This window comes from Arthrobacter sp. MYb227 (genome assembly GCF_002975435.1).
GTDB lineage: Bacteria > Actinomycetota > Actinomycetes > Actinomycetales > Micrococcaceae > Paeniglutamicibacter.
Map to the genome: position 1 here is coordinate 26,713 of NZ_PCPT01000002.1, position 23,055 is coordinate 49,767.

Annotated in this window: 20 protein-coding genes; 8 read left to right on the forward strand and 12 right to left on the reverse strand. The window is 58.5% G+C overall.

Going from position 1 to position 23,055, the window contains the following annotated elements; genetic code table 11:
- Positions 1-2 precede the first annotated feature (2 nt).
- Both CQ018_RS04170 and CQ018_RS04175 read right to left on the reverse strand, forming a co-directional pair.
- Positions 3-1,007, reverse strand: coding sequence for an AAA family ATPase (locus tag CQ018_RS04170; RefSeq protein ID WP_258142399.1), 1,005 nt, complete (start codon positions 1,005-1,007; stop codon positions 3-5).
- Complete coding sequence (locus CQ018_RS04175; RefSeq protein ID WP_105548743.1) at positions 1,001-1,840, reverse strand: IclR family transcriptional regulator; 840 nt, start codon at positions 1,838-1,840, stop codon at positions 1,001-1,003. Before CQ018_RS04175 ends, CQ018_RS04170 begins: the two co-directional genes overlap by 7 nt.
- 192 nt (positions 1,841-2,032) lie before the next feature.
- On the opposite strand from CQ018_RS04175, the gene xsc reads away from it, so the two are divergent.
- The 4 genes from xsc to CQ018_RS20225 all read left to right on the forward strand — a co-directional run bounded on the left by xsc (position 2,033) and on the right by CQ018_RS20225 (position 7,427).
- Complete coding sequence (xsc, locus tag CQ018_RS04180) at positions 2,033-3,838, forward strand: sulfoacetaldehyde acetyltransferase (RefSeq protein ID WP_105548744.1); 1,806 nt, start codon at positions 2,033-2,035, stop codon at positions 3,836-3,838.
- Between the two features lie 175 nt (positions 3,839-4,013).
- On the forward strand, positions 4,014-5,351 hold the full coding sequence (locus CQ018_RS04185; RefSeq protein WP_105548745.1) for an FAD-binding oxidoreductase: 1,338 nt from the start codon (positions 4,014-4,016) through the stop codon (positions 5,349-5,351).
- Between the two features lie 211 nt (positions 5,352-5,562).
- Positions 5,563-6,822, forward strand: coding sequence for an exonuclease domain-containing protein (locus CQ018_RS04190; RefSeq protein WP_105548746.1), 1,260 nt, complete (start codon positions 5,563-5,565; stop codon positions 6,820-6,822).
- Positions 6,823-7,178: 356 nt separating this feature from the next.
- The gene (locus tag CQ018_RS20225; protein WP_105548747.1) at positions 7,179-7,427 is read left to right on the forward strand and encodes a hypothetical protein; all 249 of its coding nucleotides are present in this window, start codon (positions 7,179-7,181) and stop codon (positions 7,425-7,427) included.
- Between the two features lie 305 nt (positions 7,428-7,732).
- Here the strand turns inward: CQ018_RS20225 and CQ018_RS04200 are convergent, their stop codons facing one another.
- The 3 genes from CQ018_RS04200 to CQ018_RS04210 all read right to left on the reverse strand — a co-directional run bounded on the left by CQ018_RS04200 (position 7,733) and on the right by CQ018_RS04210 (position 10,219).
- Entirely contained in the window at positions 7,733-8,659 is a 927-nt protein-coding gene (locus CQ018_RS04200; protein ID WP_105548748.1) for a VOC family protein, read from the reverse strand.
- Positions 8,660-8,767: 108 nt separating this feature from the next.
- Positions 8,768-8,983: a hypothetical protein gene (locus tag CQ018_RS04205; protein ID WP_105548749.1), complete on the reverse strand. Its 216-nt coding sequence runs from the start codon at positions 8,981-8,983 to the stop codon at positions 8,768-8,770.
- A gap of 51 nt (positions 8,984-9,034) precedes the next feature.
- Positions 9,035-10,219, reverse strand: coding sequence for a hydroxylase (locus CQ018_RS04210; protein WP_105548750.1), 1,185 nt, complete (start codon positions 10,217-10,219; stop codon positions 9,035-9,037).
- 260 nt (positions 10,220-10,479) lie between these two features.
- Here CQ018_RS04210 and CQ018_RS04215 point away from each other — a divergent pair, with 260 nt between their 5' ends.
- Both CQ018_RS04215 and CQ018_RS04220 read left to right on the forward strand, forming a co-directional pair.
- Positions 10,480-11,385, forward strand: coding sequence for an alpha/beta fold hydrolase (locus CQ018_RS04215; protein WP_105548751.1), 906 nt, complete (start codon positions 10,480-10,482; stop codon positions 11,383-11,385).
- Positions 11,382-12,437 (forward strand): ferredoxin--NADP reductase, encoded by a 1,056-nt coding sequence (locus CQ018_RS04220; protein WP_105548752.1) that lies wholly within the window; start codon positions 11,382-11,384, stop codon positions 12,435-12,437. Before CQ018_RS04215 ends, CQ018_RS04220 begins: the two co-directional genes overlap by 4 nt.
- 358 nt (positions 12,438-12,795) lie before the next feature.
- Here the strand turns inward: CQ018_RS04220 and CQ018_RS04225 are convergent, their stop codons facing one another.
- Both CQ018_RS04225 and CQ018_RS04230 read right to left on the reverse strand, forming a co-directional pair.
- Entirely contained in the window at positions 12,796-13,101 is a 306-nt protein-coding gene (locus CQ018_RS04225; RefSeq protein ID WP_181149727.1) for a ferredoxin, read from the reverse strand.
- Positions 13,101-14,216: a 3-ketosteroid-9-alpha-hydroxylase gene (locus CQ018_RS04230; protein WP_146111815.1), complete on the reverse strand. Its 1,116-nt coding sequence runs from the start codon at positions 14,214-14,216 to the stop codon at positions 13,101-13,103. The genes CQ018_RS04225 and CQ018_RS04230 overlap by 1 nt, the downstream gene beginning before the upstream one ends.
- A gap of 227 nt (positions 14,217-14,443) precedes the next feature.
- Between CQ018_RS04230 and CQ018_RS04235 the strand changes: the two genes are divergently transcribed.
- Complete coding sequence (locus CQ018_RS04235; protein ID WP_105548754.1) at positions 14,444-15,994, forward strand: FAD-binding protein; 1,551 nt, start codon at positions 14,444-14,446, stop codon at positions 15,992-15,994.
- Between the two features lie 210 nt (positions 15,995-16,204).
- On the opposite strand, the gene CQ018_RS04240 is transcribed toward CQ018_RS04235, so the two are convergent.
- From CQ018_RS04240 to CQ018_RS04250, 3 genes are all read right to left on the reverse strand, one after another.
- Positions 16,205-16,894, reverse strand: coding sequence for an enoyl-CoA hydratase/isomerase family protein (locus tag CQ018_RS04240; protein WP_105548755.1), 690 nt, complete (start codon positions 16,892-16,894; stop codon positions 16,205-16,207).
- On the reverse strand, positions 16,887-18,548 hold the full coding sequence (locus CQ018_RS04245; RefSeq protein ID WP_105548756.1) for an AMP-binding protein: 1,662 nt from the start codon (positions 18,546-18,548) through the stop codon (positions 16,887-16,889). Before CQ018_RS04245 ends, CQ018_RS04240 begins: the two co-directional genes overlap by 8 nt.
- 403 nt (positions 18,549-18,951) lie before the next feature.
- Entirely contained in the window at positions 18,952-19,539 is a 588-nt protein-coding gene (locus CQ018_RS04250; protein WP_105548757.1) for a TetR/AcrR family transcriptional regulator, read from the reverse strand.
- Positions 19,540-19,897: 358 nt separating this feature from the next.
- Here CQ018_RS04250 and CQ018_RS04255 point away from each other — a divergent pair, with 358 nt between their 5' ends.
- Positions 19,898-20,914: an alpha/beta fold hydrolase gene (locus CQ018_RS04255; RefSeq protein ID WP_105548758.1), complete on the forward strand. Its 1,017-nt coding sequence runs from the start codon at positions 19,898-19,900 to the stop codon at positions 20,912-20,914.
- Between the two features lie 166 nt (positions 20,915-21,080).
- Here CQ018_RS04255 and CQ018_RS04260 read toward each other — a convergent pair whose 3' ends face one another.
- Positions 21,081-22,364 (reverse strand): NADH:flavin oxidoreductase, encoded by a 1,284-nt coding sequence (locus CQ018_RS04260; RefSeq protein ID WP_105548759.1) that lies wholly within the window; start codon positions 22,362-22,364, stop codon positions 21,081-21,083.
- Positions 22,365-22,652: 288 nt separating this feature from the next.
- Positions 22,653-22,916 (reverse strand): hypothetical protein, encoded by a 264-nt coding sequence (locus CQ018_RS04265; RefSeq protein WP_105548760.1) that lies wholly within the window; start codon positions 22,914-22,916, stop codon positions 22,653-22,655.
- Positions 22,917-23,055: the final 139 nt, after the last annotated feature.

A 23,055-nucleotide genomic window follows, 5' to 3' on the forward strand; every position in this document is an offset into this window, starting at 1 on the left:
CGCTAGACCCCGGCCGGAACGAGCGCAAACGACTCGTCAAGTTCGGCGGCGAAGCAGCGCTGGTAGTACTCGGAGATGGTGAAGCGTTCGGCCTCGTCGCATTTGTTGACAAAGGAAAGCCTGAAGGCCAGCCCCGGGTCACGGAAGATGGAGATGTTTTCCGCCCAGGTGATGACCGTGCGCGGAGACATCAGCGTGGAAATGTCCCCTGCGGCAAAGCCGTCGCGGGTCAGCGTGGCCACCTGCACCATGGACCGGATTAGCTCAAGGCCCCGGGCGTCGGCCAGGGCGGGGACCCGGGCCGCGATGATCTTGATTTCCTCCTCCAGCGGGAGGTAGTTCAGCGAGGCGACGATGTTCCAGCGGTCCAGCTGGGCGTGGTTCAGCCGCTGCACCCCGTGGTAAAGCCCGTTGAGGTTGCCCAGCCCCACGGTGTTGGAGGTGGCGAACAGCCTGAAATGCGGGTGCGGGCGGATGACTCGGTTCTGATCGGTCAGCGTGAAGCTGCCCTCGCGCTCGAGCAGACGCTGGATGACGAACATTACGTCCGGGCGCCCGGCATCGTATTCGTCGAAGATCAGCGCCATGGGCTGGACCATGGCCCACGGAACCACACCTTCTTGGAACCGGGTGGCGGGGGCTCCGTCCTGGATTACCACGGTGTCCTTGCCGACCAGATCTAGCCGGCTGATGTGCCCGTCGAGGTTCACACGCAGCACCGGCCAGTTCAGCCGGGCGGCGACCTGTTCAATGTGGGTGGACTTTCCGGTGCCGTGCAGCCCCTGGATCATGACGCGGCTATTGTGCGTGAAGCCGGCCAAGATGGCCAAGGTGGTGTCCGGGTCGAAACGGTAGGCCGGATCGATGGCGGGCACATGCTCGGTGGGTTCGGCGAACCTGGCGACGCGTAGATCGCTGTCGATGCCAAAGACCTCGCGCACCGATACGAGTTCCTGGCTCATGAGCTCCGGGTTTGAGGCTGAAAGATTTTCCATGCTTGTCACCATCCCGCAGCTACAGGTTCGGCCTTCGGGGAACCGAGATCTGAGTGGTCTTCAAGGCGGGCAATGGATTCGGCGGCCAGGCGCAGGGCTGGAAGTAACTTGAGCAAGTCCTCAATGCTCTTGCGCATCATCGGGGCTTGCACGGCGACACAAAGGTTTGAACGCCCCGAGGTATTCGGGACCAACACGGCCAGGCAGACGAGACCATCAAGGAATTCCTGACGGTCAAGGGCGTAGCCGTGCAGGCGAATCTGGGCCAATTCGGCCTCGATCTGGGTCTTGTCGGTCAGCGTGTGGGCGGTGAAGCGTTGCAATTCCCCGGTGGCGAGCACCCGTTCGCGCTGGGTGGGACCGAATTGGGAAAGGATGAGTTTGCCGCTGGCCGAGCAATGCACCGGAACCCTGGATCCTGGGCCCAGGTGCACGCGGATCGGCTCGTTGGTTTCCACACGATCAAGGTAGATCACCTCGTTGCCTGACAACGAGGTGATGTTGCAACTTTCGCCGATTTCGTCGACCAGCCGGCGCAGGATTGCGTGCCGGGTGCCGTGCCGGGTGTCGTTGAGTAGCACGTCCTCGGCCATGCGGCGCATGCGTGCACCTGTTCCGTAGTGCCGGCCATCGGATTGCCGGGTTAGCAAGTTGGCACCCTCTAGCTGTTGCAGCATGCGGTGCAGCGTGGGCTTGGGTAGGCCGGTCTGGTCAACGAGCGATTGCAAGGTAAAGAGCTGGTCGCGGGTGGTGATGAGTTCTAGGAGTGCGAACAGTCGCAGGGCCGGGGTTTCCCCCTCGACGGCGCCTACGGGTCCCAGCTCCGGTTCCGTGAGATTTTCCATGATTTGTCCAATCTGCCAATGTGCGAAGTTTCATTAAATAGTATCAGTGAGAAGAATAAATGGAATAGGGGGTTGACGGATGTGACCTGAGTCGCATAGTTTTGTCACTAATCCCGCTTTTGGGAACAAAACGAACCATTTTTTGAGACTTTGCTTGTTTGTGAGGTTTCGATACCCCGAAGGAGAGTTGTTATGACCGAAAAGGCCACTTCCCGCGAAGTAACCAAGGGCGCACAGAAGATGACGTCGTCGGAAGCCTTCGTTGAGACCCTCGTGTCCAACGATGTCACCGACATCTTCGGCATTATGGGCTCGGCGTTCATGGACGCCATGGACATCTTCGCCCCGGCCGGCATCCGACTGGTCCCGGTGGTCCACGAACAGGGCGCCGCCCACATGGCCGACGGCTATGCACGGGCCTCCGGTCGCCACGGCGTGGTCATCGGCCAGAACGGCCCGGGCATCTCCAACTGCGTCACCGGCATCGCCGCCGCCTACTGGGCGCACAGCCCGGTCGTCATCATCACCCCGGAGGCCGGAACCAACACCATCGGCCTGGGCGGGTTCCAGGAAGCCAACCAGCTCCCGATGTTCCAAGAATTCACCAAGTACCAGGGTCACGTGACCCACCCGAACCGCATGGCCGAATTCACCGCACGCTGCTTCGACCGCGCCATGAGCGAAAACGGCCCGACCCAGCTGAACATCCCGCGCGACTACTTCTACGGCGAATCCATCACCGAGATCCCGGCCCCGCGCCGCGTGGACCGCGGTGCCGGCGGCACCAAGTCACTCGAGGAGGCCATCGAACTGCTCAAGACCGCCAAGAACCCGGTCATCGTCTCCGGCGGCGGCGTGGTCATGGCCGATGGTGTCGAGGAAGCCAAAGCCCTGGCCGAGCGCCTCGGCGCACCGGTGGTCAACAGCTACCAGCACAACGACTCCTTCCCCGCCAGCCACCCGCTCTGGGCCGGCCCGCTGGGCTACCAGGGTTCCAAGGCCGGCATGAAGCTGATCTCCGAGGCCGACGTCGTGATCGCCCTAGGCACCCGGCTTGGCCCGTTCGGTACCCTGCCACAGTACGGCCAGGCCTACTGGCCCACCGAGGCCAAGATCATCCAGATCGACGCGGACCACACCAAGCTCGGACTGGTCAAGAAGATCTCCGTGGGCATCACCGGTGACGCCAAGGCCGTGGCCATCGAACTGGTCAAGCGCCTCGAAGGCACCGAGCTGGCCTCGGATGCCACCAAGGCCGAGCGTGCCGCGAACATCAAGGCCGAAAAGGATGCCTGGGAGCAGGAGCTCGCCGCATGGACGCACGAATTGGACGAATACTCCCTGGATGTCATCGCCGAGGCCGAAGGCGAGGAAGGCAACTGGCTGCACCCGCGCCAGGTGCTGCGTGAACTGGAAAACGCCATGCCGGAAGATGTCATGATCTCCACCGACATCGGCAACATCAACTCCGTGGCCCACAGCTACCTGCGCTTCGAGAAGCCGCGCAGCTTCTTCGCCCCGATGTCCTTCGGCAACTGCGGCTACGCGCTGCCGACCATCATCGGCGCCAAGGCCGCTGCCCCGCACCGTCCGGCGGTTGCCTACGCCGGCGACGGCGCCTGGGCCATGAGCATGGGCGAGGTACTCACCGCGGTGCGCCACGACCTGCCGGTCACCGCTGTCGTCTTCCGCAACCGCCAGTGGGGCGCGGAAAAGAAAAACCAGGTCGAGTTCTACAACCGCCGCTTCATCGCCGGGGAGCTGGACAACGGCGAATCCTTCGCCGAAATGGCCCGTTCCATGGGTGCCGAGGGCATTGTGGTGGACAAGCTGGAGAACGTCGGCGCGGCCCTGAAGCACGCGCTCAACGCCCAGATGGTCGACGGCAAGACCACCGTCATCGAGGTCATGTGCACCCGCGAACTGGGCGACCCGTTCCGCCGCGATGCACTCTCCACCCCGGTCCGCCACCTGGAAAAGTACAAGGACTACGTCTAAACCCCTGACGTATTCCAGCAAGATCCGTAATGGGGGCCGCCCGGCCAGAGTGGGGACCGGACGGCCCCCCGTTACGAACCCGCAGATGTAGTTTCCCCCTGCTTGCCCGGCTGCTGGATGCACGGTTGAGGTGCCAGCGCGGCCGCAAACACGAACTTTCCGATAGGAGCGAAGAATGGTCAACACGCAGACCCCGGAGCATGTTGTAGTCATCGGTGCCGGCATGGTGGGTCTTTCCACCGCCTGGTACCTGCAGGAACGCGGCGTCAAGGTCACCATCGTGGACCGCGAAGGAGTGGCCGCGGGTTCCTCCTGGGGCAACGCGGGCTGGCTTACCCCGGCGCTCACACTTCCGCTGAGCGAACCCTCGGTGCTGACCTATGGGCTGAAGACCATGTTCGACCCTGCCTCGCCGCTGTATATCCCACTGTCCGCCAAGCCCTCGCTGATCCGCTTCCTGCTGGGCTTCGCGCGGCACTGCACGCCCGGAAAATGGCGCGAGGCCATGGCGGTCTTCAGCGAAATCGGGGCCACCGGACTCGACGCCTTCGACGAGCTTGCCGAGGGCAGCAGCATCACTAAATCCGCACACACCACCTCGAAAATGCAGGCCAGCGACGGATCCGACGCAGGGTCGGTGGCGTTGGCCACGGGCATGAGCGAAAAAACCAAGCCGGCCGAACCTTTCCTCACGGGGTTCAAGAACCTCAAGGACCGCGACGCGCTGCTGCACGAGTTCGAGGGCATCCGCGCCTCCGGCGGCAAGGTCGAGTTCGACCTGCTCAGTGCCGATGAGATCCGCTCCATGGAACCAACCCTTGGCGACGGCGTCAAGGCCGGCGTGCAGATCCACGACCAGCGCTTCATTAACCCACCAAAATTCATGGATTCACTGGCCGACTCGGTGCTGGCCCGCGGTGCGCAGATCGTCACCGACTTCGACGTGGTTGACATCCGCGAGCACGCCAACGGCGTCGAGGTCATCGATGCGCAGGGCCGGATCCAGCATGCCGACTCGGTGGTCATCGCCTCCGGAGCCTGGTTGGGGCAGCTTGCCAAGAAGTTCGGCGTCAAGCGCGTGGTCCAGGCCGGGCGCGGGTACTCCTTCACCGTTCTTCCCGAGGTCATGCCGACCCACCCGATCTACTTCCCGTCCCAGCGCGTGGCCTGCACCCCATTGGGGGACCGCTTCCGGGTCGCCGGCACCATGGAATTCCGCGATGCCGACCACCCACTGGAGCCCAAACGCATTGAGGCGATCGTTGCCGCAGCCTCCCCGCTGTTCACCGGCATCAACTGGGAAGACCGCCAGGAGGAGTGGGTCGGGTCCCGCCCCTGCACCACCGACGGCCTGCCGTTGATCGGGGCAACTCGTTCATCCCGCGTGCATGTGGCCGGCGGCCACGGCATGTGGGGCGTGGCACTGGGCCCGCTGACCGGAAAGATGCTTGCCGCCTCGATCACCGGAGAATCGGTGCCTGCCATCATGCGGCATTTCAACCCGTTGCGCTGATCGCCGTTTGGCGTAACGAGGAAAGGTGCGTGTGGTGTGGTGCTTTTGCGGGCATCGCTCCACACGCACCGAAAACCCGCACTTGGTGGCAAGAGACCGCGGTACAAATTCCATGAGTGCCTCCTACCGGCCATCATCTAATAGTGACTCCGTGGCCACCGGGCTAGGATCGGAACCAAGCTATTGAAACTGGTGTGAATCGGGGGAGCACATGACACAGGGATATTTTGCCGTGATCGATACGGAAACCACGGGACTATTCCCCGGGAACCATGATCGCATTGCGGAGATTGCGGTGGTCACCCTGGATAGATCCGGCACGGTGCTAGACCGTTGGGAGACTCTGGTAAACCCCGAGCGGGACCTTGGCAAGCAATCCATCCACGGCATCCGGGCCAAAGACATTCTTGATGCACCGCGCTTTGTCGACATCGCCGACGAGCTCGACTGGCGATTATCCGGAACCATTATCGTGGGACACAACCTAAGCTTTGATGCACGTTTTCTAGGATCCGAATTCCAGCGTGCGGGACTGGCCCTGCCGGATTACTACCTGCCCCGCGGCTTGTGCACCATGCAGATGGCCCACGAATACCTGCCCGGCGCCGGACGCTCCCTGCAGGACTGTTGCGATTCCTTCAGCATCGAGCTGCGCCATGCGCACAGTGCCGGAGACGATGCGCAAGCCACAGCGGTGCTCCTATCCCGTTATATAGACCTTGACCCAGACCTCGATGACTGGGATTACTTGCTGGCCCAAGCCGCGGCAACCAGCTGGCATGAGACTCCGCCAGACACGCTGCGTTCACCGGTGCACCGTTCTTCCGCCGAATCCGCTCAAACGCATTTTGTTGATCGGATCGTGGTGCGCCTGCCGGAGATCACCGGTCCGGCAGCACATCAGGAATACCTCGCATTGCTCGACCGCGCGCTGCTCGATAGATATCTGTCGGCCCATGAACAATCGGCGCTGGTACGGCTGGCCGAAGAATTGGAACTGAGTAAAACCACGGTGATGGAATTGCACGGCCAATACTTCTCCTCGGTTGCCGATACTGCCTGGGCCGATGGTGTGCTTACCGCCGAAGAATTACAGGATCTCGCCACCATGGCCGAGCTGTTGCAAATTCCAGCCGATCAGCTCGCATCTGCATCGCTTGCCCGTGAACTCTCTCCTAGTTCCGGACCATCACCGACCGGAGCTGCCGCATCATTCTTTGAACCCGGGGATCTGATTGTGCTCACCGGAGATATGACGAGGAGTCGTAGCCTGATAGAGGCCGAACTTGAATCCGCTGGTTACCTCGCCCACCCCGCGGTAACGAAGAAGGTGAAATTACTGGTGGCAGCCGATCCAGACAGTCTCTCCGGCAAAGCTCGCAAGGCGCGATCCTATGGCATCCCGGTGGTGGGGGAGGAATACCTCTGGAATCAGGTCCTGAATCCGCTAACCCCCTCACGCCAAGGTTGAGTCCGGGCTAACGGTACCATCGGTTTCGGCCCGCTAGTATGCTCGAATCATCAGCGGAGGTACCCCCCCCGCAAAACGTGCCATCTTGAAGGCTCACCCAACGCGGAGTGCTGATGTCTGACAAAGACCCCGACGCCGGAAATCCCGATAAAATGGATCCCCATGAGCTGAACCCCAACGTTGTTGGCATCGGTGAGCGTCGGTTGCGCTGTCAGCTACCGTACCTGTGAACTGATGCAGAACGAGGAAATCAACCACACCCGGTGCGCGAGCTAGATGATTTCGACCCACGAGGAGACCGCACCATCATCGAGTACTCCTGAAATCGGCTTGAACGGCTACAGGATGAGGAACTGGTGTCCATCAAGGCAAAACTTGGCATTTCGCCGACCCTGCGCAAACGCCTCGTGCGTGAACTCGCACCTGGCCCCGAGATCGAGTACCGGTTCCTAGATCCCGCCGACGAGGAAATAGAACTGTTGAATCGCCCTGGGCCTGAATATGGCACCTTTGCTCGGTGCAACAAGGATTTCTGGCAAAGCCGCAATAATGTGAAAATTAGCCTCCGATGTCCGGAAAGTTCAAAGTACTCCTTTTCCCCGTGACAAAGAGCGCTCCATACGGGTGGCTCGACTACTGCGTTAAAAGGATGAAGCTGTCGAATACAGTCCACGAGGTGAACTTTGCTCCGTGAGTTTGGGATATCTAGTGGGGGGACAAACGTTGGCTTGGTGGGTGGTGAAGGTAAGCGGGAACGACTATTGGATAGTCACCAAAAGAGCCTCATAGCCTGTTACGGGAGGGGCTCCGGGAACTGGAAACCAAGAATTCCCCGGACGAGTGAGCACGAGCGGCTCGCCATCCGGGGAAAACTGTATGGGATTTTCTAGCTGCGCAAAGGCACGTGGAACTATACGGCTGCTGTAACTACCGATGATTCGAATGCAGCCAGTGGTTCGGCACCTTCGTGGGAGTGCCCCCAGTAGCTTTCGGCGGTGATTTCCTCGGAGGTGTAGTACTTCTCATCGACAATCATGCCATCGGTGCCATACTCGATGTCCCAGCCGCCCGGAGCCCGGACGTAGAAGGAAACCATGTGGTCGTTCGTGTGGCGGCCCAGGGACGCGGTGATGTTAAAGTCCATCTGGCGGACCTTGTCGTAGGCGCGGCCCACGGTGTCCAGATCTTCGACCTCAACCATCAGGTGCACAAGGCCCGGTGCCTCGCCGTGCGGGGCCGGTCCCATGGCCAGCGAGTGGTGGCGCTCATTACAGCCGTAGAAGCGGAAACGGGTAGCCGGGCGCTGCGGGCCAAGACGGACGGCGCCGCGCGGCAGGAAGCCGAGTACCTCGGTGTAAAACGAGGTGGTCTCCTCCATCTTGGTGGTTGGCAGTACCACGTGGCCCATGCCCTGCGCTCCGGTGATGAATTTCTGTGCGTATCCGGTTTTCAGCGGGGTGTGGTCCATGCGCGGACCAAAGAAAATTTCCACAGGGGTGCCGGCCGGGTCCGTGAAGGTAATGACCTGTTCTAGACCGCGCTCGTCGTTCTGTTCCTCATTCAGCCAGGTCACCTCGACGCCGGAGGCCTCTACGTCCTTGGCCACGGCTGCCAGAGCAAAGTGGTCGCGAACTTCCCAGCCCACGGCCACTACACGGTCGGAATCGCCGGGAAGTACGATGAGGCGAGCCTCGCGCTCATCCATGCGTAGGTAGATTCCATCCGGGTTCGGCCCGATGGTCTCGGCAAATCCTAGTGCCTCAACCGTCAGCTCGCGCCAGCGTGCGATGTGTTGTGTCTGGACCTTCAGGTAGCCCAGGCCTCGAATGTGAGTCATTGTTCCTCGCTTAAGGGTTAAGTGTGAATTGGTGATGGTGGTTGTGCTGATGCCGCAAGGTGCGGTTAGTGCAGGGCACTAAGCATCCTGGATGCAGTGCCCGGGGTTTCAGGACTGGTGCGCGATGGTGCGTTGTATGGGCTGAATTGTGTAGCCCATCGCTTTCTCGAAAAGCGCACGCTGATGATTTCCTTCGGCTTCAATCCATAAGATGTCGGCAGACTTCATGACGTCTAGGACATAGCCGGTCCGGACGAGTTTTCCATCTTTCTGCACCTTGACATGTTCTCCAACCAGAGACTTCCAATCAGGGTTTCCGCGCATCGCTTTCCTTTCCGACGAATGATTTGATAGTGCTCTGCCGAATCGAACGTCTTAGACCGCGGCTGCCAGGTTTACCGGTGGCTCGAGTCCCAGCTCGGTCAGCACCGCTGCATGGTAGGAAGGGCCCGGAACGTGAATCGCGTGAGCGGTACCCATGTGGGCGTCGCGCCAGAAACGCTGGATCGGGTTGTTCATGCGCAAGCCGTTGCCACCCGAACGGGCAAGAATGGTATCGATTGCTGCGGTAGCGCGCCATGCGGCCTGAATCTGGGTGCGGCGGCCCACGGCACGCTGCTCCATGGAGATTTCCTTCCCGGCTGCCACCGTGTCGTAGAGCCGGTTGATGTTATCTAGCAGGGAGACTCGGGAAGCCCGGATTTCTCCGGCAGCCTCACTGACCGCGTACATGGTGTACGGATCCTCGACACTCTTGAAGCCATTGATCTGTACGCGACTGCTCTGGTAATCAAGATGTGCCTGCAAAGCGCCTTCGGCGATGCCGACGACCGCGGCGGTCAGGCCCTGCGGGAAGATACTGTAGAACGGTAGACGGTGGATCGGTTCGGTCTTGCCGGCATCGCGGGCAACCTTGCCGGAGAACAAATCTGTTTGGTCAACGACGCGATATTCGGGAACAAATACATCATTGATGATGACGTCCTTGCTTCCGGTGCCCTTGAGCCCAACCACGTCCCATGAGTCATCCACGATCGTGTAATCGGAGCGTGGAACTACCACGTGGAGGAAACGCGGAGGCATGATCTTTTCGCCGGAACGGTCTGCGAGGAACGCGCCGAGGATGACCCAGTCCGCGTGATCGGTGCCGGTAGAGAACTGCCAATGGCCGGTGAACTTATAACCGCCATCAACCGGGGTAGCAACACCCATTGGAGCGTACGGGGAAGAAACCCAGGTTTCGTTATCCAGGCCCCAAATTTCTTCCTGAAGCCTCGGAGACATGAGTTCAAGTTCCCACGGGTGTACACCCACGACGCCGGCAACCCAGCCGGCAGAGCCATCGAGGCTTGCCATTTTCATGACCATCTCGGCGAATTCTGCAGGATGCGCGCGGGTTCCGCCGTATTCCGGCGGAGCCAGAAGCTTCATAACCCCGGACTGCCGCATGATCTCAACTGACTTCTCACTTAGTTTTCCAAGGCGCTCATTGACCTCGCCTTCGGCACGAAGCTCTGCTCCGCGTTCGGTGAGCACATCGGTGGTGGCAATGGTGGTCATGGGGTTATTTCTCACTTCCTCATAAGGCGTCTACACGCCGCTGTTATGTATGAATCTAAATGCCCCACGCCCTGGGGAGTGATCCATGTCTCACCTATTGGGATCATTGATTTTGGCGTTTGCCAGAGACGTTTCTCGCGCCTATCTGAGTGCGCCCGCCCGCGCATCCCGGTCATCGGGACCACTGCGGATTCTCGTCGCCTTGCGGATTAAGGTTCACAAAAGACCGTTGAGACCTACGCCACGAGGAGATGCGAGAAATGACTGTCGACCTTCGCCACAAACCGGGCTCATTGCCTAGCCTCAGTGCTGAATCAACCCTGCGTGAGCTGCAGACCGAACGTGGCGTACTTCGCTACCACGAAGCCGGAGAGGGCCCGCCGTTGGTCTTCCTCCATGGCTCCGGTCCTGGAGTCACGGGATGGAGGAATTTCGGGGGAGTCCTCGAGGCCTTTGCCGAACACTTCCACTGCTACATCCTGGAATTCCCCGGCTTTGGGGTGAGTGATCCTACCGATCTTCACCCCATGCCGGCCGGCGTCCAGGCGGTTACCGACCTGCTTGACGGCCTGGGCCTAGAGCAGGTGGACATCATTGGTAACTCCATGGGCGGGTTTGTTGGGACTCAGTTCTCCATTGAGAACCCAACACGCGTACGCCGGTTTGTCACAATTGGCGGTGTGGGACTTGGCATCTTTGGTGCGTTCCCGGCCGAAGGCATCAACCTCTTGGTTGAATTCACCGAGGATCCGACCCGAGAACGACTGATCCAGTGGCTGCGCTCCATGGTGTTTGACCCAAAGATGGTCACCGAGGAATTGATTGAGGAGCGCTGGGCTCAGGCAACCGATCCGCAGACGCTAGAAAGCGCTCGCCGGATGTACAGCAGGGCTGCCATGAAGGCAATGATTGAGGCAACCGCGACCTCCGATGCTCCACCGGCCTGGGCCACCTTGCACCGGCTCAAGGCCAAGACCCTGATTGTCTGGGGACGAGATGACCGGGTGTCGCCCGTAGATGGTGCTTTGGTGCCGATGCGCACCATCCCAGATGTTGAGTTGCACATTTTCCCCAAGTGCGGACACTGGGCCATGATCGAGCAAAAAGAAGCCTTTGAAAGCACTGTGTTGAGCTTCCTGCGCCGCGGTGAGGGGACTGCATCATGACAAGCACGCTGAGCGCCCCACGAATCACCGGATTGCAGGCGCGTGTGGTCGAAGTGATCCGAGAAACCTCGGACGCACACACGCTGATTCTAGAACCAGGGGAAGGTTTCGAAGAAAACTTCAACTACAAGCCCGGACAGTTTCTGACGTTGCGAATTCCCAGCGATTGGGAAGGTGGAGCGGCTCGCTGCTACTCACTGTGCAGTTCTCCACAGCAGGACGAGAAGCTCAAGATCACTATCAAGCGCACCCGCGACGGATACGGTTCAAACTGGATTTGTGACAATGTCCAGGCCGGGCATCTTCTTGAAGTGCTCAAGCCAGCGGGAACCTTCGTACCTAGCTCACTAGATAGCGACTTCCTGCTTTTTGCTGGCGGCAGCGGGGTGACCCCGGTAATGTCCATCCTGAAGTCGGCGCTCATTGCCGGCTCGGGGCTAGTCACCATGATTTATGCAAACCGTGATGAACAAAATGTCATCTTCAAGGATGAATTAATCGCCTTGACGAAAGAATACCCGGGACGGGTCAATGTTATTCACTGGCTCGAAAGTGTCCAGGGCATTCCGGACCGTGCTTCGCTCACCGCGTTGGCCAGTCCTTATCTGGACCGGGAGGCATTTATCTGCGGCCCGGGTCCGTTCATGGATGCCATTGAGCAGGTATTGCTCGGTGCTGGCATGCCACATGAACGCATTCATATTGAACGTTTCAGCTCATTAACCACTGATCCCTTTGCGCCGATCGACATCGAAGTTGACGAGAATGCAACTGATAACAAGGTTGTTGAAGTTCAGATCAATGGCGAGACCAGCACCGTGCTTTGGCCGCCAAAGAACAAGCTGCTTGAGGTTCTGCTCAACGCCGGAATCGATGCTCCCTTCTCTTGCCGTGAAGGCTCTTGTAGCGCCTGTACCTGCATTCTCGTTGAGGGTGAAGTTACCCTGGATCGCAATGAGGTCTTGGAACCGGAAGACCTGGAAGATGGCTACATCCTTGCTTGTCAGGCCAGACCCGTCAGTGACAAACTGAAGATCACGTACGACGAGTAATAACTCGAAATTGGTTCTGGCCCGTCCCCAGTACCCTCCTAGCGGCTAAAGCTTGGGGGGTGTTTGGGTCCGGGCCAGTGCTCTTTATCTGGTACCGAGGCGGGTATGAATTGATTCCCCGCGTGCGCGCGCAAACTTGTGTGGTGTCACTTGAGGCCTAGCTCTTGCCATCGGGGTACACCGGGAGAAAGCCCTCGATAGGGCATGGCCGGGAGAGCCGCTCAGGCAGCATTACGCAAGGGTTCTGGTATCCGTCAGGTAGTGCTTAATTCTCTCGCTGGGGGGCACTAAGCGGAGGCAAGGCCGCGGTGTAAAAGCTATTGCACTGTACCTTCTCGGGGCAGCTCGCTCGACCGTGTTAGCTAACCGTGGGTCGGTCGGGCTCGGTTTCCGAGTCGGTTCGATACACCACGTTGAGCCGCCCGTCGTTAGTTGCTTCGCGGATCTCATGACGCAACGATTCGCAGCCAATGAATCTATCCTTGGGCCGCTCGCCACACCTAGTGGCAGGACGCTCTCGGCAGGCCTCGAGGGCTTCTTCCGTCCATTGGATGCTGGTTTGCTGCCAGGTTGATTTCCGAACCAGAACGCGTGCTACACACTCTGTGCAGTCCAACGACTGGAGTGGAATTTCAATGAGTCGGGCATCGCTTTGTTGATCCATCAGACCGGCTGCTTTCCTGTGGTTTTACTGGAGACGGGGGTGCGGGCCAGTGATCGCTTCCACATGTCCAATGGCATTGTCGTATCCATTTCGTATTCGAACCGGTCGGTCATCCGCGGCTCAATGTCGGCGGCATCGCAAAAGAACTGCTCATACCAGCGGCGCATCTGATAGACAGGGCCGTCTTCCTCGCACAGCAAAGGATTATCAACGCGGGTTTTTTGCTGCCAGGGTTCGGCGTCCGTACCAAACCCATGCAGCATGCGGGCCGATTGGTCGGCGGCAAATTCTTGTGGATCGCTGCCAAGTTCCTTGCTGTGTTTAACGCTTACCCCGCAGAATAACACCAGGGTGTGTTCGTCAATCGGATAATGGGCGGTAACTAGGATGGCGTTGATGTCGTATCGATCATGAACATAATCCAGTTCATCGATCATGAATGAGGGCCCAAAGTATGAAGCTACGGAGTTGGTCCAAATCAGCTTCTCCGGAGCGGCTTCGGCTGCGTGGTGGGAGTATTCTCTGCGCATGGGTCCATCAAAATATTGGGTGGCAACGTGATTTTCGAAGACGTTCTTAAAGAATGTCGGACGGTTGGAGCTCTCATAGAAGAACGTTGCGGTATCTACCAAGTGTTCTACAACATCGCGCGGATCGGCCTTGAGAGTTATTTCGTTCCAGACAAGATCGGTCCACTGTTCCGGACTGGTGCCGTGGACGCGTGGAATTGACTGGCCCGCACGCGGGGGAGCCCCTTCTGCATCATGCCAGATAAAGAGGAGGCCATCTTGCTGGAGTACCGGCCAGCAAGGTGCCAGCGTCGTCGGCATGGAGTGCTCTGCGCCGTGGACGTTGCAGAAAGGCTCGATAGTTTCGCTTTGCGCTCCGGGATCCTGACCGAGACTTAGAGAGCAACGCTCGTTAGATGCGACGCAGTGACCATCGGCCAAAACCTCGATTGCTAAGTCCTGTCCAAAGGCCCTCAACTGGGTCGGATTTTGGGCTAGAAATTTTTGAACTGGTCCCAAGCAGTGCCAACCCCGGGCAAACCGGGTGGGCGCCCCGTTGTTAACGATGTGGCGGATTTCGTCCGGTCCGGTTGCAACGTTATCCATGCGGATTTTGCCCTTCCCAAAGCCGCTACGCGGCACCCTGTTGATCACATTCCCGAACACACATTTAGCCACAGGAGTGTGACGTGCCGCACGTCCTGTCTCGCTGTGTGGGATAAGTAGGTTTCTTCTCGAGGAAAATCCTGCTGGGTGGGACACGGAGCAAGCCAAATTCCCTGGTTCTGATTGTGTATCCCACACATGTCTGTGCAAGAAGTAAAGGAGATGGAATGTCCAAAAATCAGGTTTGGGACGGTGAATTTGACGTCATCGTTGTCGGCTCCGGTGCAGGTGCCATGGCGGGCGCCTATAGTGCCGCGAAGCGGGGTCTGAAGACCGTCGTGGTGGAAAAGACCAAGCTGCTTGGCGGTGCTTCGGCTTATGCCGGTGCTTCCTGCTGGTTGCCGGCCTCTCAGGTCCAGGAGCGATTTGCGGTGGAGGACTCCTCGACCGAGGCGCTGACCTACCTCACCTCGCTCTTGGGTGACCATGAAGTTGAACGCCGCGAAGCCTTCGTGAAAACAGCACCGGAGTTTGTTGCCGAATTCGAAGAAGACCCGGCCATTGAGTTCAAGTTCATTGCTTTCCCAGACTACTTTGCCGGGCCTGGTCGTAAGGACGTGGGGCGTTCGGTTATGCCGGAGGATCTGCCGCGTGAGCAGATCGGCGACCTGGCCGATATTGTGCGTCCGCGTGTCGAAGAAGACCGCCACGGCAATGGACACGAGGATGGCCCGCTGACCGCCGGCCAGGCGTTGATTGGCCGTCTGCTGCTTGCCTACACCAACACCGGCAATGGTGCCGTGTGTTTGGAAACGGCATTGACCGAACTTATTACCGAAAACGACAAGGTCGTGGGCATCGTGGTCCAGGGTCCAGAAGGCGTTCAGCGTCTACACGCCGAAGTTGGTGTGATCCTCGGGGCCGGAGGGTTCGAGGCAAACAATGAAATGCGCCAGGAGTTTGGGGCACCGGGCGCTGCAGAATGGACCATGGCGCCGGATGGCGCGAACATCGGCACCGGCATCCGGGCCGCGGAAGCCGTTGGTGGCGTGGTTGATTTGATGGATGAAGCCTGGTGGGCTCCGGGAAGCGTGCAGCCCTCCGGCCAGACAGCCTTTGCCTTGGGTTTCCGTGGCGGCATCTGGGTAGACACCAATGGTCAGCGCTTTGCCAACGAGTCCCTTCCCTACGATCAAATGGGCCGTGTTCTAGCCAACGCTGCGGCGCAGCGTATTCCTTCATGGTTTATTTTCGATTCCAAATTCGGTGGCGATATGCCGGGCATCCAGCGGCCCATGAATACCAGCCCCGAGGAGCACCTTGCCGCAGGTACCTGGGTGAAGGCCGATACACTTGCCGAGCTTTCCGAGCTGACTAATCTTCCTGCCGATGCACTGAATGCTAGCGTTGAGCGTTTTAACGGGTTTGCTGCCTCCGGCGTCGACGTCGACTTTCACCGTGGTGAGGACGCCTACGACCTGTTCTTTGCCGATCCAAGTTACGGACCTAACCCGGCCTTGGTAGCTATCGAGCAGGGTCCATACTATGCGGCTCGCATGGTGCTGGCCGATCTAGGAACTAAGGGCGGGTTGCGCGTGGACAAGGACTCTCGCGTGCTGACCAAGGACGGTAACGCCATCGAAGGTCTCTACGCGGTAGGTAATACCAGCGCTTCCTTCTCCGGCCGTTTCTACCCAGGTCCCGGTACTCCGCTGGGCTCGGCCATGGTTTTTGCATACCGTGCGGTCAAGAGCATGATTCCTGCAAAGGTTAGCTAATCCCGCGAGTTCTCTACTTGCGTGAAAGCCGCGGGCGGGTTTCTTCTAACAAGAAGAAACCCGCCCGCGGCTTTTCAGTTGCTGTGCTGCTTCGCCGGCACAGCCCTACGTGTAGGGTGACCGATTCCAATATTTTGGGGTGACAAAGAAATGAGAGTGGCGATCGGCTCGTTCCACTCTCATTTCTCATGGGATATTGCTCTGGAAACGCTAGCTGAGCACTCGTAATTGTGGCGTTTGCTGACGGTGGGGCAGCTGAAGCGCGCTGAGTGCATCTGCATACATTACCGACTTCACGGTGCCCAAGGTCCCGGGGTGAGCCGGAACGTGTGTGATGGCCAGCGCGGTGGCGTGGGCCAGGAGGCTTCCAGCATCTACCGCAGCGTCGACGAGACCCGCCTGTACGGATTCGGCACCACCGGTGCGACGGCCGGTAAGCATTGCATCGCGCGCGCTGCGTGGGTCAAGCTTGCATTGGATAAGGGCTGCCATGCCAGGGGTGAAAGGAATACCGATATTGACCTCCGGGAAACAGAAATACCCGCGGTCTTCGCGCATGATCCGGTAGTCATGGGCCATGGCGAGCAAGGCACCGCCACCAAAGGCATGACCATTGATGGCTGCCACCGTTGGCATGGGGAGGGCCAGGATACGGCGGAACAACCGATGAATCTGATAGACGTAGCCGGCCTCCAACTCCGTGGTAACTTGCGATTCATCGACGTCCAGCCCGTTTGAATAGAACTTGCCCGAACCCGTGGTCACCAGGGCTCGCGGAGGGTCAAGTAGCAACCAGTCGAGCAACTGATCCACTTCTTCTAGCCAGGCTGGCGTAAACCGATTCTCGCCCGCACCCAAATCCAGAATTGCTACATCGTTTACGGTTTTGATACTAGGCACGGGTTCCTCCTACGGGTACTGCCTCGGGGCGTAGCTCGCGCTTTAAAATTTTGCCCATGGCGTTGCGCGGCAAGCTGTCAGTGATTTCAACGGTGCGGGGAACCTTGAAATTTGCAAGCCAACGCTTGCAATGAGCGATGATTTGTTCCGCGCTTAGCTCGGTGTTTGGCAGTACCTCAACATAGGCGCGGGCCACCTCGCCCATCCGATCATCGGGTTCACCTACTACGGCACAGGCCACTACCCCTTCTAATGAAGAAATGGTCTTTTCGACCTCGGCCGGATAAACATTGAATCCACCTACGGTAAACATGTCCTTGATTCGGTCAACGATCGATAGGTAGTTTTGTTCATTGAACATTCCCATATCGCCGGTGTGTAGCCATCCGTCCGAATCAATGGCCTTGCTTGTTGCCTCGGGATCGTCAAGGTAGCCAATCATGACATTTTGCCCGCGGACCAAGATCTCTCCGGCAGTTCCTGCGGGGACCGGGCTTCCTGCGGAGTCCACTATACGAACCTCAAAGCCAGCGGTGGGGGCACCACAGGTGGTGCTGATGGTTTCATGGCTGTCGTCGAGCTTGCACATGCTCACCACCACTGCCTCACTCAGGCCGTAGGCGGTGGTCACCTGCTTGACCTTTACCTCTTCACGCAGGCGTTCGAGTAAGCGCGCCGGCACCATGGCCGAGCCCACGACGGCCAAACGCCAGCTTAATTCGGAAGCATCGGGACGCTGTGGGTGATCAAGAATTGATTGGTGGATGGTGGGTGCCCCGGGAAGCACCGTGATGCGTTCCTCGCGCAGCAAGCGCACAGTTTCATCAAGATCGAAGGTTGCCATCGGATAGATGGTGGCACCGGTGGACAGACAGACCAAAATCCCCACTTTGTAGCCGAAAGTGTGTGAGAACGGGCTGACGATCAGGTAGCGATCCTCGGAACCTACCTGTGCTCCCTGTGCCCAGGCATTGGCCACGCCAAGTGTTTGCCTGTGGGCAGAAACAACTCCCTTGCTGCGTCCGGTAGTTCCCGAGGTAAAGACAATGTCGGCCACATCGTCCGTCTCAACAAAATTGGCACGCAGCTGAACTTCTATTGCCTCAATGGTGGTTCCCAGGTGCAGTAGTTCGTCCCAGCTCAGTATGTGAAGGGCGGCTGAGCTTGCTCCACGTGTTGTTGTTGACTCGCTGCTGGGTAGGCCAATGATGCTCTCAAGCTCCGGGAGACCAGGGACCAACGGGGCGTCTTGGGTAAAGCTTAATTGCGTGGCGCCTTCGAGAAGCATTGCCGGGTAATCGGTGTTCAAGAATCCTTCGGCGGCAAAGAGCGCTTTGACCTTGGCGCGGCGGAGAATTTCGTGTGCTTCGATGCCGCGGTAACGCGAGTTAAGCGGAACCATGGGGGCACCAATGGTGGTGGCTGCCAACGCGGAAATGACCCAGCGGTAGTTGTTTGGTGCCCAGATAGCAACGCTATCTCCATGCTGGATGCCGCGGGCAATCAGCCCGGCGGCTACGCTGCGCACCTGATCTGCGAGTTCGGCGAAAGTAATCCGGATGTCACCATCGACAACCGCCTCGCGCTCGGGGAACCGCTCGGCGGCGTAGGCCAGCAAGGCAGGTATTGTCTGCGGCTGCTCATCGTCTTGCATGCAAAGTGCTCCCTTGAATCCTCTGAGGGGAAACCCACTCATCGCGGGTCCCAATGTCTCGTTAGTTGCCCCGGCCGGTGTCTTCACCTAGACAACGACTTACACCAAGCCACTTATGCCCCCACGTGCCCATGCCGAGAAGTTCGCGGTATGGGCAATGAATTGGAAGTGGAGGGAGTTGTTCCTACCGTATGGAGGGTGTTGTTGGTTGTCCTTCTCCGGGGAAATAATTTGAGACTACAGCTGGATTTCGTGTGCCGTCCGAGCGGTCTCGCTGGCCGGGAACGAGGGGCAGAGCGTTGCCTTTGGGCCTTAACGTCCCATGCCACCCAAAGGATTCGGTGGCATGGGTGGGATGAGTGGGAAAGGAGCTTCCGCTGCTCAAAGTTTCGAGAAACGACGCCTAGGCGATTAGCCCGTCAAGGAAAAGTGCAGTGCAGTCATCGCCGAGCTTTTCTCGCGAGTAGGTCGGTGAAGGTGCGAACCAGCGAGCGGTAAGCCACAAAGAATCGCGGAGCAAACGGTGTACAACATTTGCGTCTAGATCCTTCTTGAACAAGCCGCTGGCAATGCCGCTTTCAATGACATCGACCCATATTTTGGCAATTTCGCTGCTGATGGCACGGGCACCGGTAGTCTTCGGCAACTTCTGAATGTAGGCTACTTCGTTTTGATAAATCTGCGTCGCGTACGGGTAGTCGCGAATAATTTCTAGGGTGACGCGCATCAGGCGCTCCAGGGTATCGCGTGGCCCGACGCCCTCCTCGAGGGCAGCTCGATAGCGCCCCTGTAGATCGTCGAGGAACCCTTTGAGGATTTCCTCGACCATTTCATCTTTGGAGACAAAGTGGTGGTAGAGGCTGCCCGAAAGCATTCCCACGGAGGCGGAGATTTCTCGAACCGAGGTCGATCCGATGCCCTGTTCCGCGAAGAGACGTGCAGCGTTATCTAAGATGTCTGTCCGCCGGTCCGGTGAGGTCTTTTCGGCCATGATCACTCTTTTCGGGTTTGGTTTAGCGAGCGCACCAAGTGTGGTTTGCTCACGTAGCAATGATCTATCGTAGCAACAAACCAAGCGCTAGCTATGTTGGTGATGAGGATTTGTGCGTGGAACAGGGACCGACAGCGCCACTAGTAACTGAGTTTAGCCCTTTACACAGGAGCAAGTAGGTGCCGTACGGAGCGCCGAAACGGCTCATATGGTGCATCCCGTCTAGCGGGATGGAACACGAAACCTCCGGGTTCCTGCGCTGTAATTAGGCGAAAATGAGGCATCCTGTGGGCACCCTGAGCAGCCTTTCGGAGGCCTGCGGCGGTCATGCAAATTTGCCATCCCGAGGAGGAAAAAATTGAGAAATTGGACCCATCACCAGGCCCGGATCAATGGGTTGGATATGCACTATGTGGAAGAAGGCGAGGGGCCACTGGTGGTTCTGCTGCACGGATTTCCACACACATGGTTTAGCTGGCGGCATCAGATTACTGCCCTGGCCGAGGCCGGCTACCGGGTGGTGGCACCGGATCTGCGGGGTATGGGGCAGACCGAAGCACCCCTGCGGAGCGCAGATTATCGGTGCGATGAAATCACCAAGGATGTCTGTGCTTTGCTTGACCATCTGGGTGAATCCGAAGCTGTACTTTCGGGTATGGATTTTGGCATGTTTGTCGCATACGATATGGCCTGCGAACACCCCGAACGGGTACGCGGGCTATTGGGGCTGCAGTACTCGGGATTTCCGGCCTATGACCGTTTGCCATCGGAAGTGGAACGCGAGCGAGGGCGGGAAAACTTCAACCATATGTCCTACTATGCGCAGGATCCTGCGGGAGCACGTGCCGACTATGAGGCGCATCCGCGGGAAATCATCACCAAAATCTTCAGTATCCTCTCCTCCACAGGGGACTTTTCTCGGCTTGATGCGCACGCACCGGGCACCGCATACCGTGATGCCCTGCCGGAGCCACCGCTGCTTCCTTGGTCATGGATTGATGAATGGGAGATCGAGTCCTATGTTTTGGACTATTCACGCAGTGGTTTTCGGGGCGGGATCAACTGGTACCTGGCAGCTGACAACAATTGGGAATACCGCAGGCAACGCGGCACTAACATGACGGCCGTTCCCATGTACTTCACGGCCTCTGAGGCCGATGTTCAGCTGGCCGAACAGTATGGGGCGGGGCTTGCCGCGCAACTTGCCCAAAGTCATGCTGACGTTCGGGCATTGCGCACGATTCCGGGTGGTGGTTACCTGCTGGCGATGGAACGGGCCAAGGAAGTCAGCGAAACCTTCATTGAGTTCTTGCGTGAGCTTGATTCGTCTCATCCGGCGGGAACTTCTGAGCTTACGAACGCTACTGCACGATAGTTCGGTCTTGACCCAGCTAAAGCTGTAGCCGGTGTCGGGTAGCCCCTTCAAAAGTGAAGGAGCGAAACGACACCGGCTACATTGTTTTGCTGTTGCGGAATTTATGGCCCCAAGCTCCCGGGGAGTCTAGGCAAGAAAAAGCGTGAGCACCTGGCCCTTGTTAAACTTAGACAGGGGTGACCGAGAGACGGTATTCCTCTGGGACCGAATAGGCTGAGACTGAGTCGTCAAGCGGTGAGAAGTGGCTGTCGGGTTCCAGCACACAGTGTGTGCGGGCATAGACGGTGTACATGCACTTATTGCAATGAACGCAGCGGCTAGTTACGTTTCCGTCTTCCTTGATTCGGTTGATCAAGTCCGGTTCACGAAGCAAACTACGGCCCATGGCAATAAAATCAAAGCCTTCCTGCATTCCCGTGTTCATATGTTCGAGATTGTTGATGCCACCGAGCAAGATCAATTTGGTGTTCTTCATGACCGGAACAAATTGACGGGCAGCCTCAAGCATGTACAGGTCTTTATAAGGGAAGTTGCCCAGCGCGAACTTACCAAATAGCCGGACACCGGTCTTCATGGGTTCCTTCACGACCGCGGCGAAATCTGCGACTGGGACATCCCCACGGAACAGGTACATCTGACGAATGATTGAGGAGCCCTGGGTTAACTCGAGGGCATCCAGCGTGCGGTCCTGATCCAAGAGCTGCGCGGTACGGATGGATTCGGTCAGCCAGATGCTTCCCGGCAGTCCATCATCCATACTGATTTTGGCAATTACGGCGACCTTGTTACCCACAACTTCGCGCACTCGTTGGGCAATTTCACGCACGAGGCGTGAGCGATTCTCGATGCTTCCGCCATATTCGTCCTTGCGGCGGTTGAGCAGCGGGCTGAGGAATGAGCTGGGTAGATAGTTGTGGCCAAAATGTAGCTCTACCGCATCGAATCCTGCTTCGACGGCGATCTTGGCGGCCTCACCGAATTGGTCGATGACCATGGGAATTTCCTCGCGTCGCATGGCGCGGCAGTATTCCATTGACGAGGGGTTAACGAAGCGGCTGGGACCCATGGAGGTGACCCCGGTGATTTTCTTCGAAGCGACCATTCCCGCATGACCGAGTTGGGCAGAAATAGCGCCACCTTCGGAATGAACCGCATCGGTGAGTCGGCGCAGACCCGGCAGAGCCTTTTCGCTCATCAGGATTTGGCCCGGAGCCGAAGCGCCTTCGGGGGAGACGCAGCAGTAGGCAACGGTGGTCAGGCCCGCCCCACCACGGACAAAATCGAGGTGGAAGTCAATCAGATCGTCGGTGACGAGTCCCTCGGGAGAACGGCCCTCGGAGGTGGCCGCCTTGATAATGCGGTTGCGTAGCTGCACTGGGCCCAGCGCTATCGGTGCAAACAGGTCTGGATGCGGCTGCAAGGCCTGAGGCTGGGTACTTGTCAGGGACATGGAGTTCCTTTCACGAAAATGGGCCGCAGCGAAGATACGGGTCTTCGTAGTTGGACGGCTTACCTGGGTTTCGAATCCGTATAGGGGACAGCTGTAATTCAAGAGTCGCAAGCGCTGTAGAGTCTGCCCGGCACTAGCTCGGGCAGCACAATATTGAGTTTCAATCGATGCGGTGGGAAAGCACTGAGGGACCCACGTCAGCATGTAGCTGTGATGACGGGATCCCTCGGGGTGATTCTTCTGCTGGATGTGGCCGAGGGACAGTGATCCGTTGGAAGCAGAGAATATTTAGCCAAGCTGGCCGATGACGGGTTCCACCCGGCCACCGATTTCGATGCGCCCCTGACGCACTGCCTCATCAATGGTGCTGCGCAGTGAGGAGCAAGACAGCCCGGTGGTGCCACACAATCCGCCTTCACCGTTAGCATTTGCCTGTGAGATCCGAGGGCATGCAGAGGCCGAATCGCTGAGCCACTGAACACTGGTGTGTGGGACTGAGAATTTCTCTACCAAGACGGCGGTGCCACACTCGTGACAATCGATCGGTTGCATTCTTGCTCCTAGAAGTTCTTGAACCTGGCTGCTACGGAATTTTGTGGGACAGCAGCGCAGGGAATGTGTAGCTATTGCGTTTGATCCGGCAGAGCCCGGATGGATTTAGTGTTTGACTACCGGTGCGCCGACGCTCCTC

Excerpts from the sequence above, each read along its gene's own strand:
- CQ018_RS04170 (WP_258142399.1), bottom strand. The coding sequence starts at position 1,007 with ATGGTGACAAGCATGGAAAATCTTTCAGCCTCAAACCCGGAGCTCATG.
- CQ018_RS04175 (WP_105548743.1), bottom strand. The coding sequence starts at position 1,840 with ATGGAAAATCTCACGGAACCGGAGCTGGGACCCGTAGGCGCCGTCGAG.
- xsc (WP_105548744.1), top strand. The coding sequence starts at position 2,033 with ATGACCGAAAAGGCCACTTCCCGCGAAGTAACCAAGGGCGCACAGAAG.
- CQ018_RS04185 (WP_105548745.1), top strand. The coding sequence starts at position 4,014 with ATGGTCAACACGCAGACCCCGGAGCATGTTGTAGTCATCGGTGCCGGC.
- CQ018_RS04190 (WP_105548746.1), top strand. The coding sequence starts at position 5,563 with ATGACACAGGGATATTTTGCCGTGATCGATACGGAAACCACGGGACTA.
- CQ018_RS04200 (WP_105548748.1), bottom strand. The coding sequence starts at position 8,659 with ATGACTCACATTCGAGGCCTGGGCTACCTGAAGGTCCAGACACAACAC.
- CQ018_RS04205 (WP_105548749.1), bottom strand. The coding sequence starts at position 8,983 with ATGCGCGGAAACCCTGATTGGAAGTCTCTGGTTGGAGAACATGTCAAG.
- CQ018_RS04210 (WP_105548750.1), bottom strand. The coding sequence starts at position 10,219 with ATGACCACCATTGCCACCACCGATGTGCTCACCGAACGCGGAGCAGAG.
- CQ018_RS04215 (WP_105548751.1), top strand. The coding sequence starts at position 10,480 with ATGACTGTCGACCTTCGCCACAAACCGGGCTCATTGCCTAGCCTCAGT.
- CQ018_RS04220 (WP_105548752.1), top strand. The coding sequence starts at position 11,382 with ATGACAAGCACGCTGAGCGCCCCACGAATCACCGGATTGCAGGCGCGT.
- CQ018_RS04225 (WP_181149727.1), bottom strand. The coding sequence starts at position 13,101 with ATGGATCAACAAAGCGATGCCCGACTCATTGAAATTCCACTCCAGTCG.
- CQ018_RS04230 (WP_146111815.1), bottom strand. The coding sequence starts at position 14,216 with ATGGATAACGTTGCAACCGGACCGGACGAAATCCGCCACATCGTTAAC.
- CQ018_RS04235 (WP_105548754.1), top strand. The coding sequence starts at position 14,444 with ATGTCCAAAAATCAGGTTTGGGACGGTGAATTTGACGTCATCGTTGTC.
- CQ018_RS04245 (WP_105548756.1), bottom strand. The coding sequence starts at position 18,548 with ATGCAAGACGATGAGCAGCCGCAGACAATACCTGCCTTGCTGGCCTAC.
- CQ018_RS04250 (WP_105548757.1), bottom strand. The coding sequence starts at position 19,539 with ATGGCCGAAAAGACCTCACCGGACCGGCGGACAGACATCTTAGATAAC.
- CQ018_RS04260 (WP_105548759.1), bottom strand. The coding sequence starts at position 22,364 with ATGTCCCTGACAAGTACCCAGCCTCAGGCCTTGCAGCCGCATCCAGAC.
- CQ018_RS04265 (WP_105548760.1), bottom strand. The coding sequence starts at position 22,916 with ATGCAACCGATCGATTGTCACGAGTGTGGCACCGCCGTCTTGGTAGAG.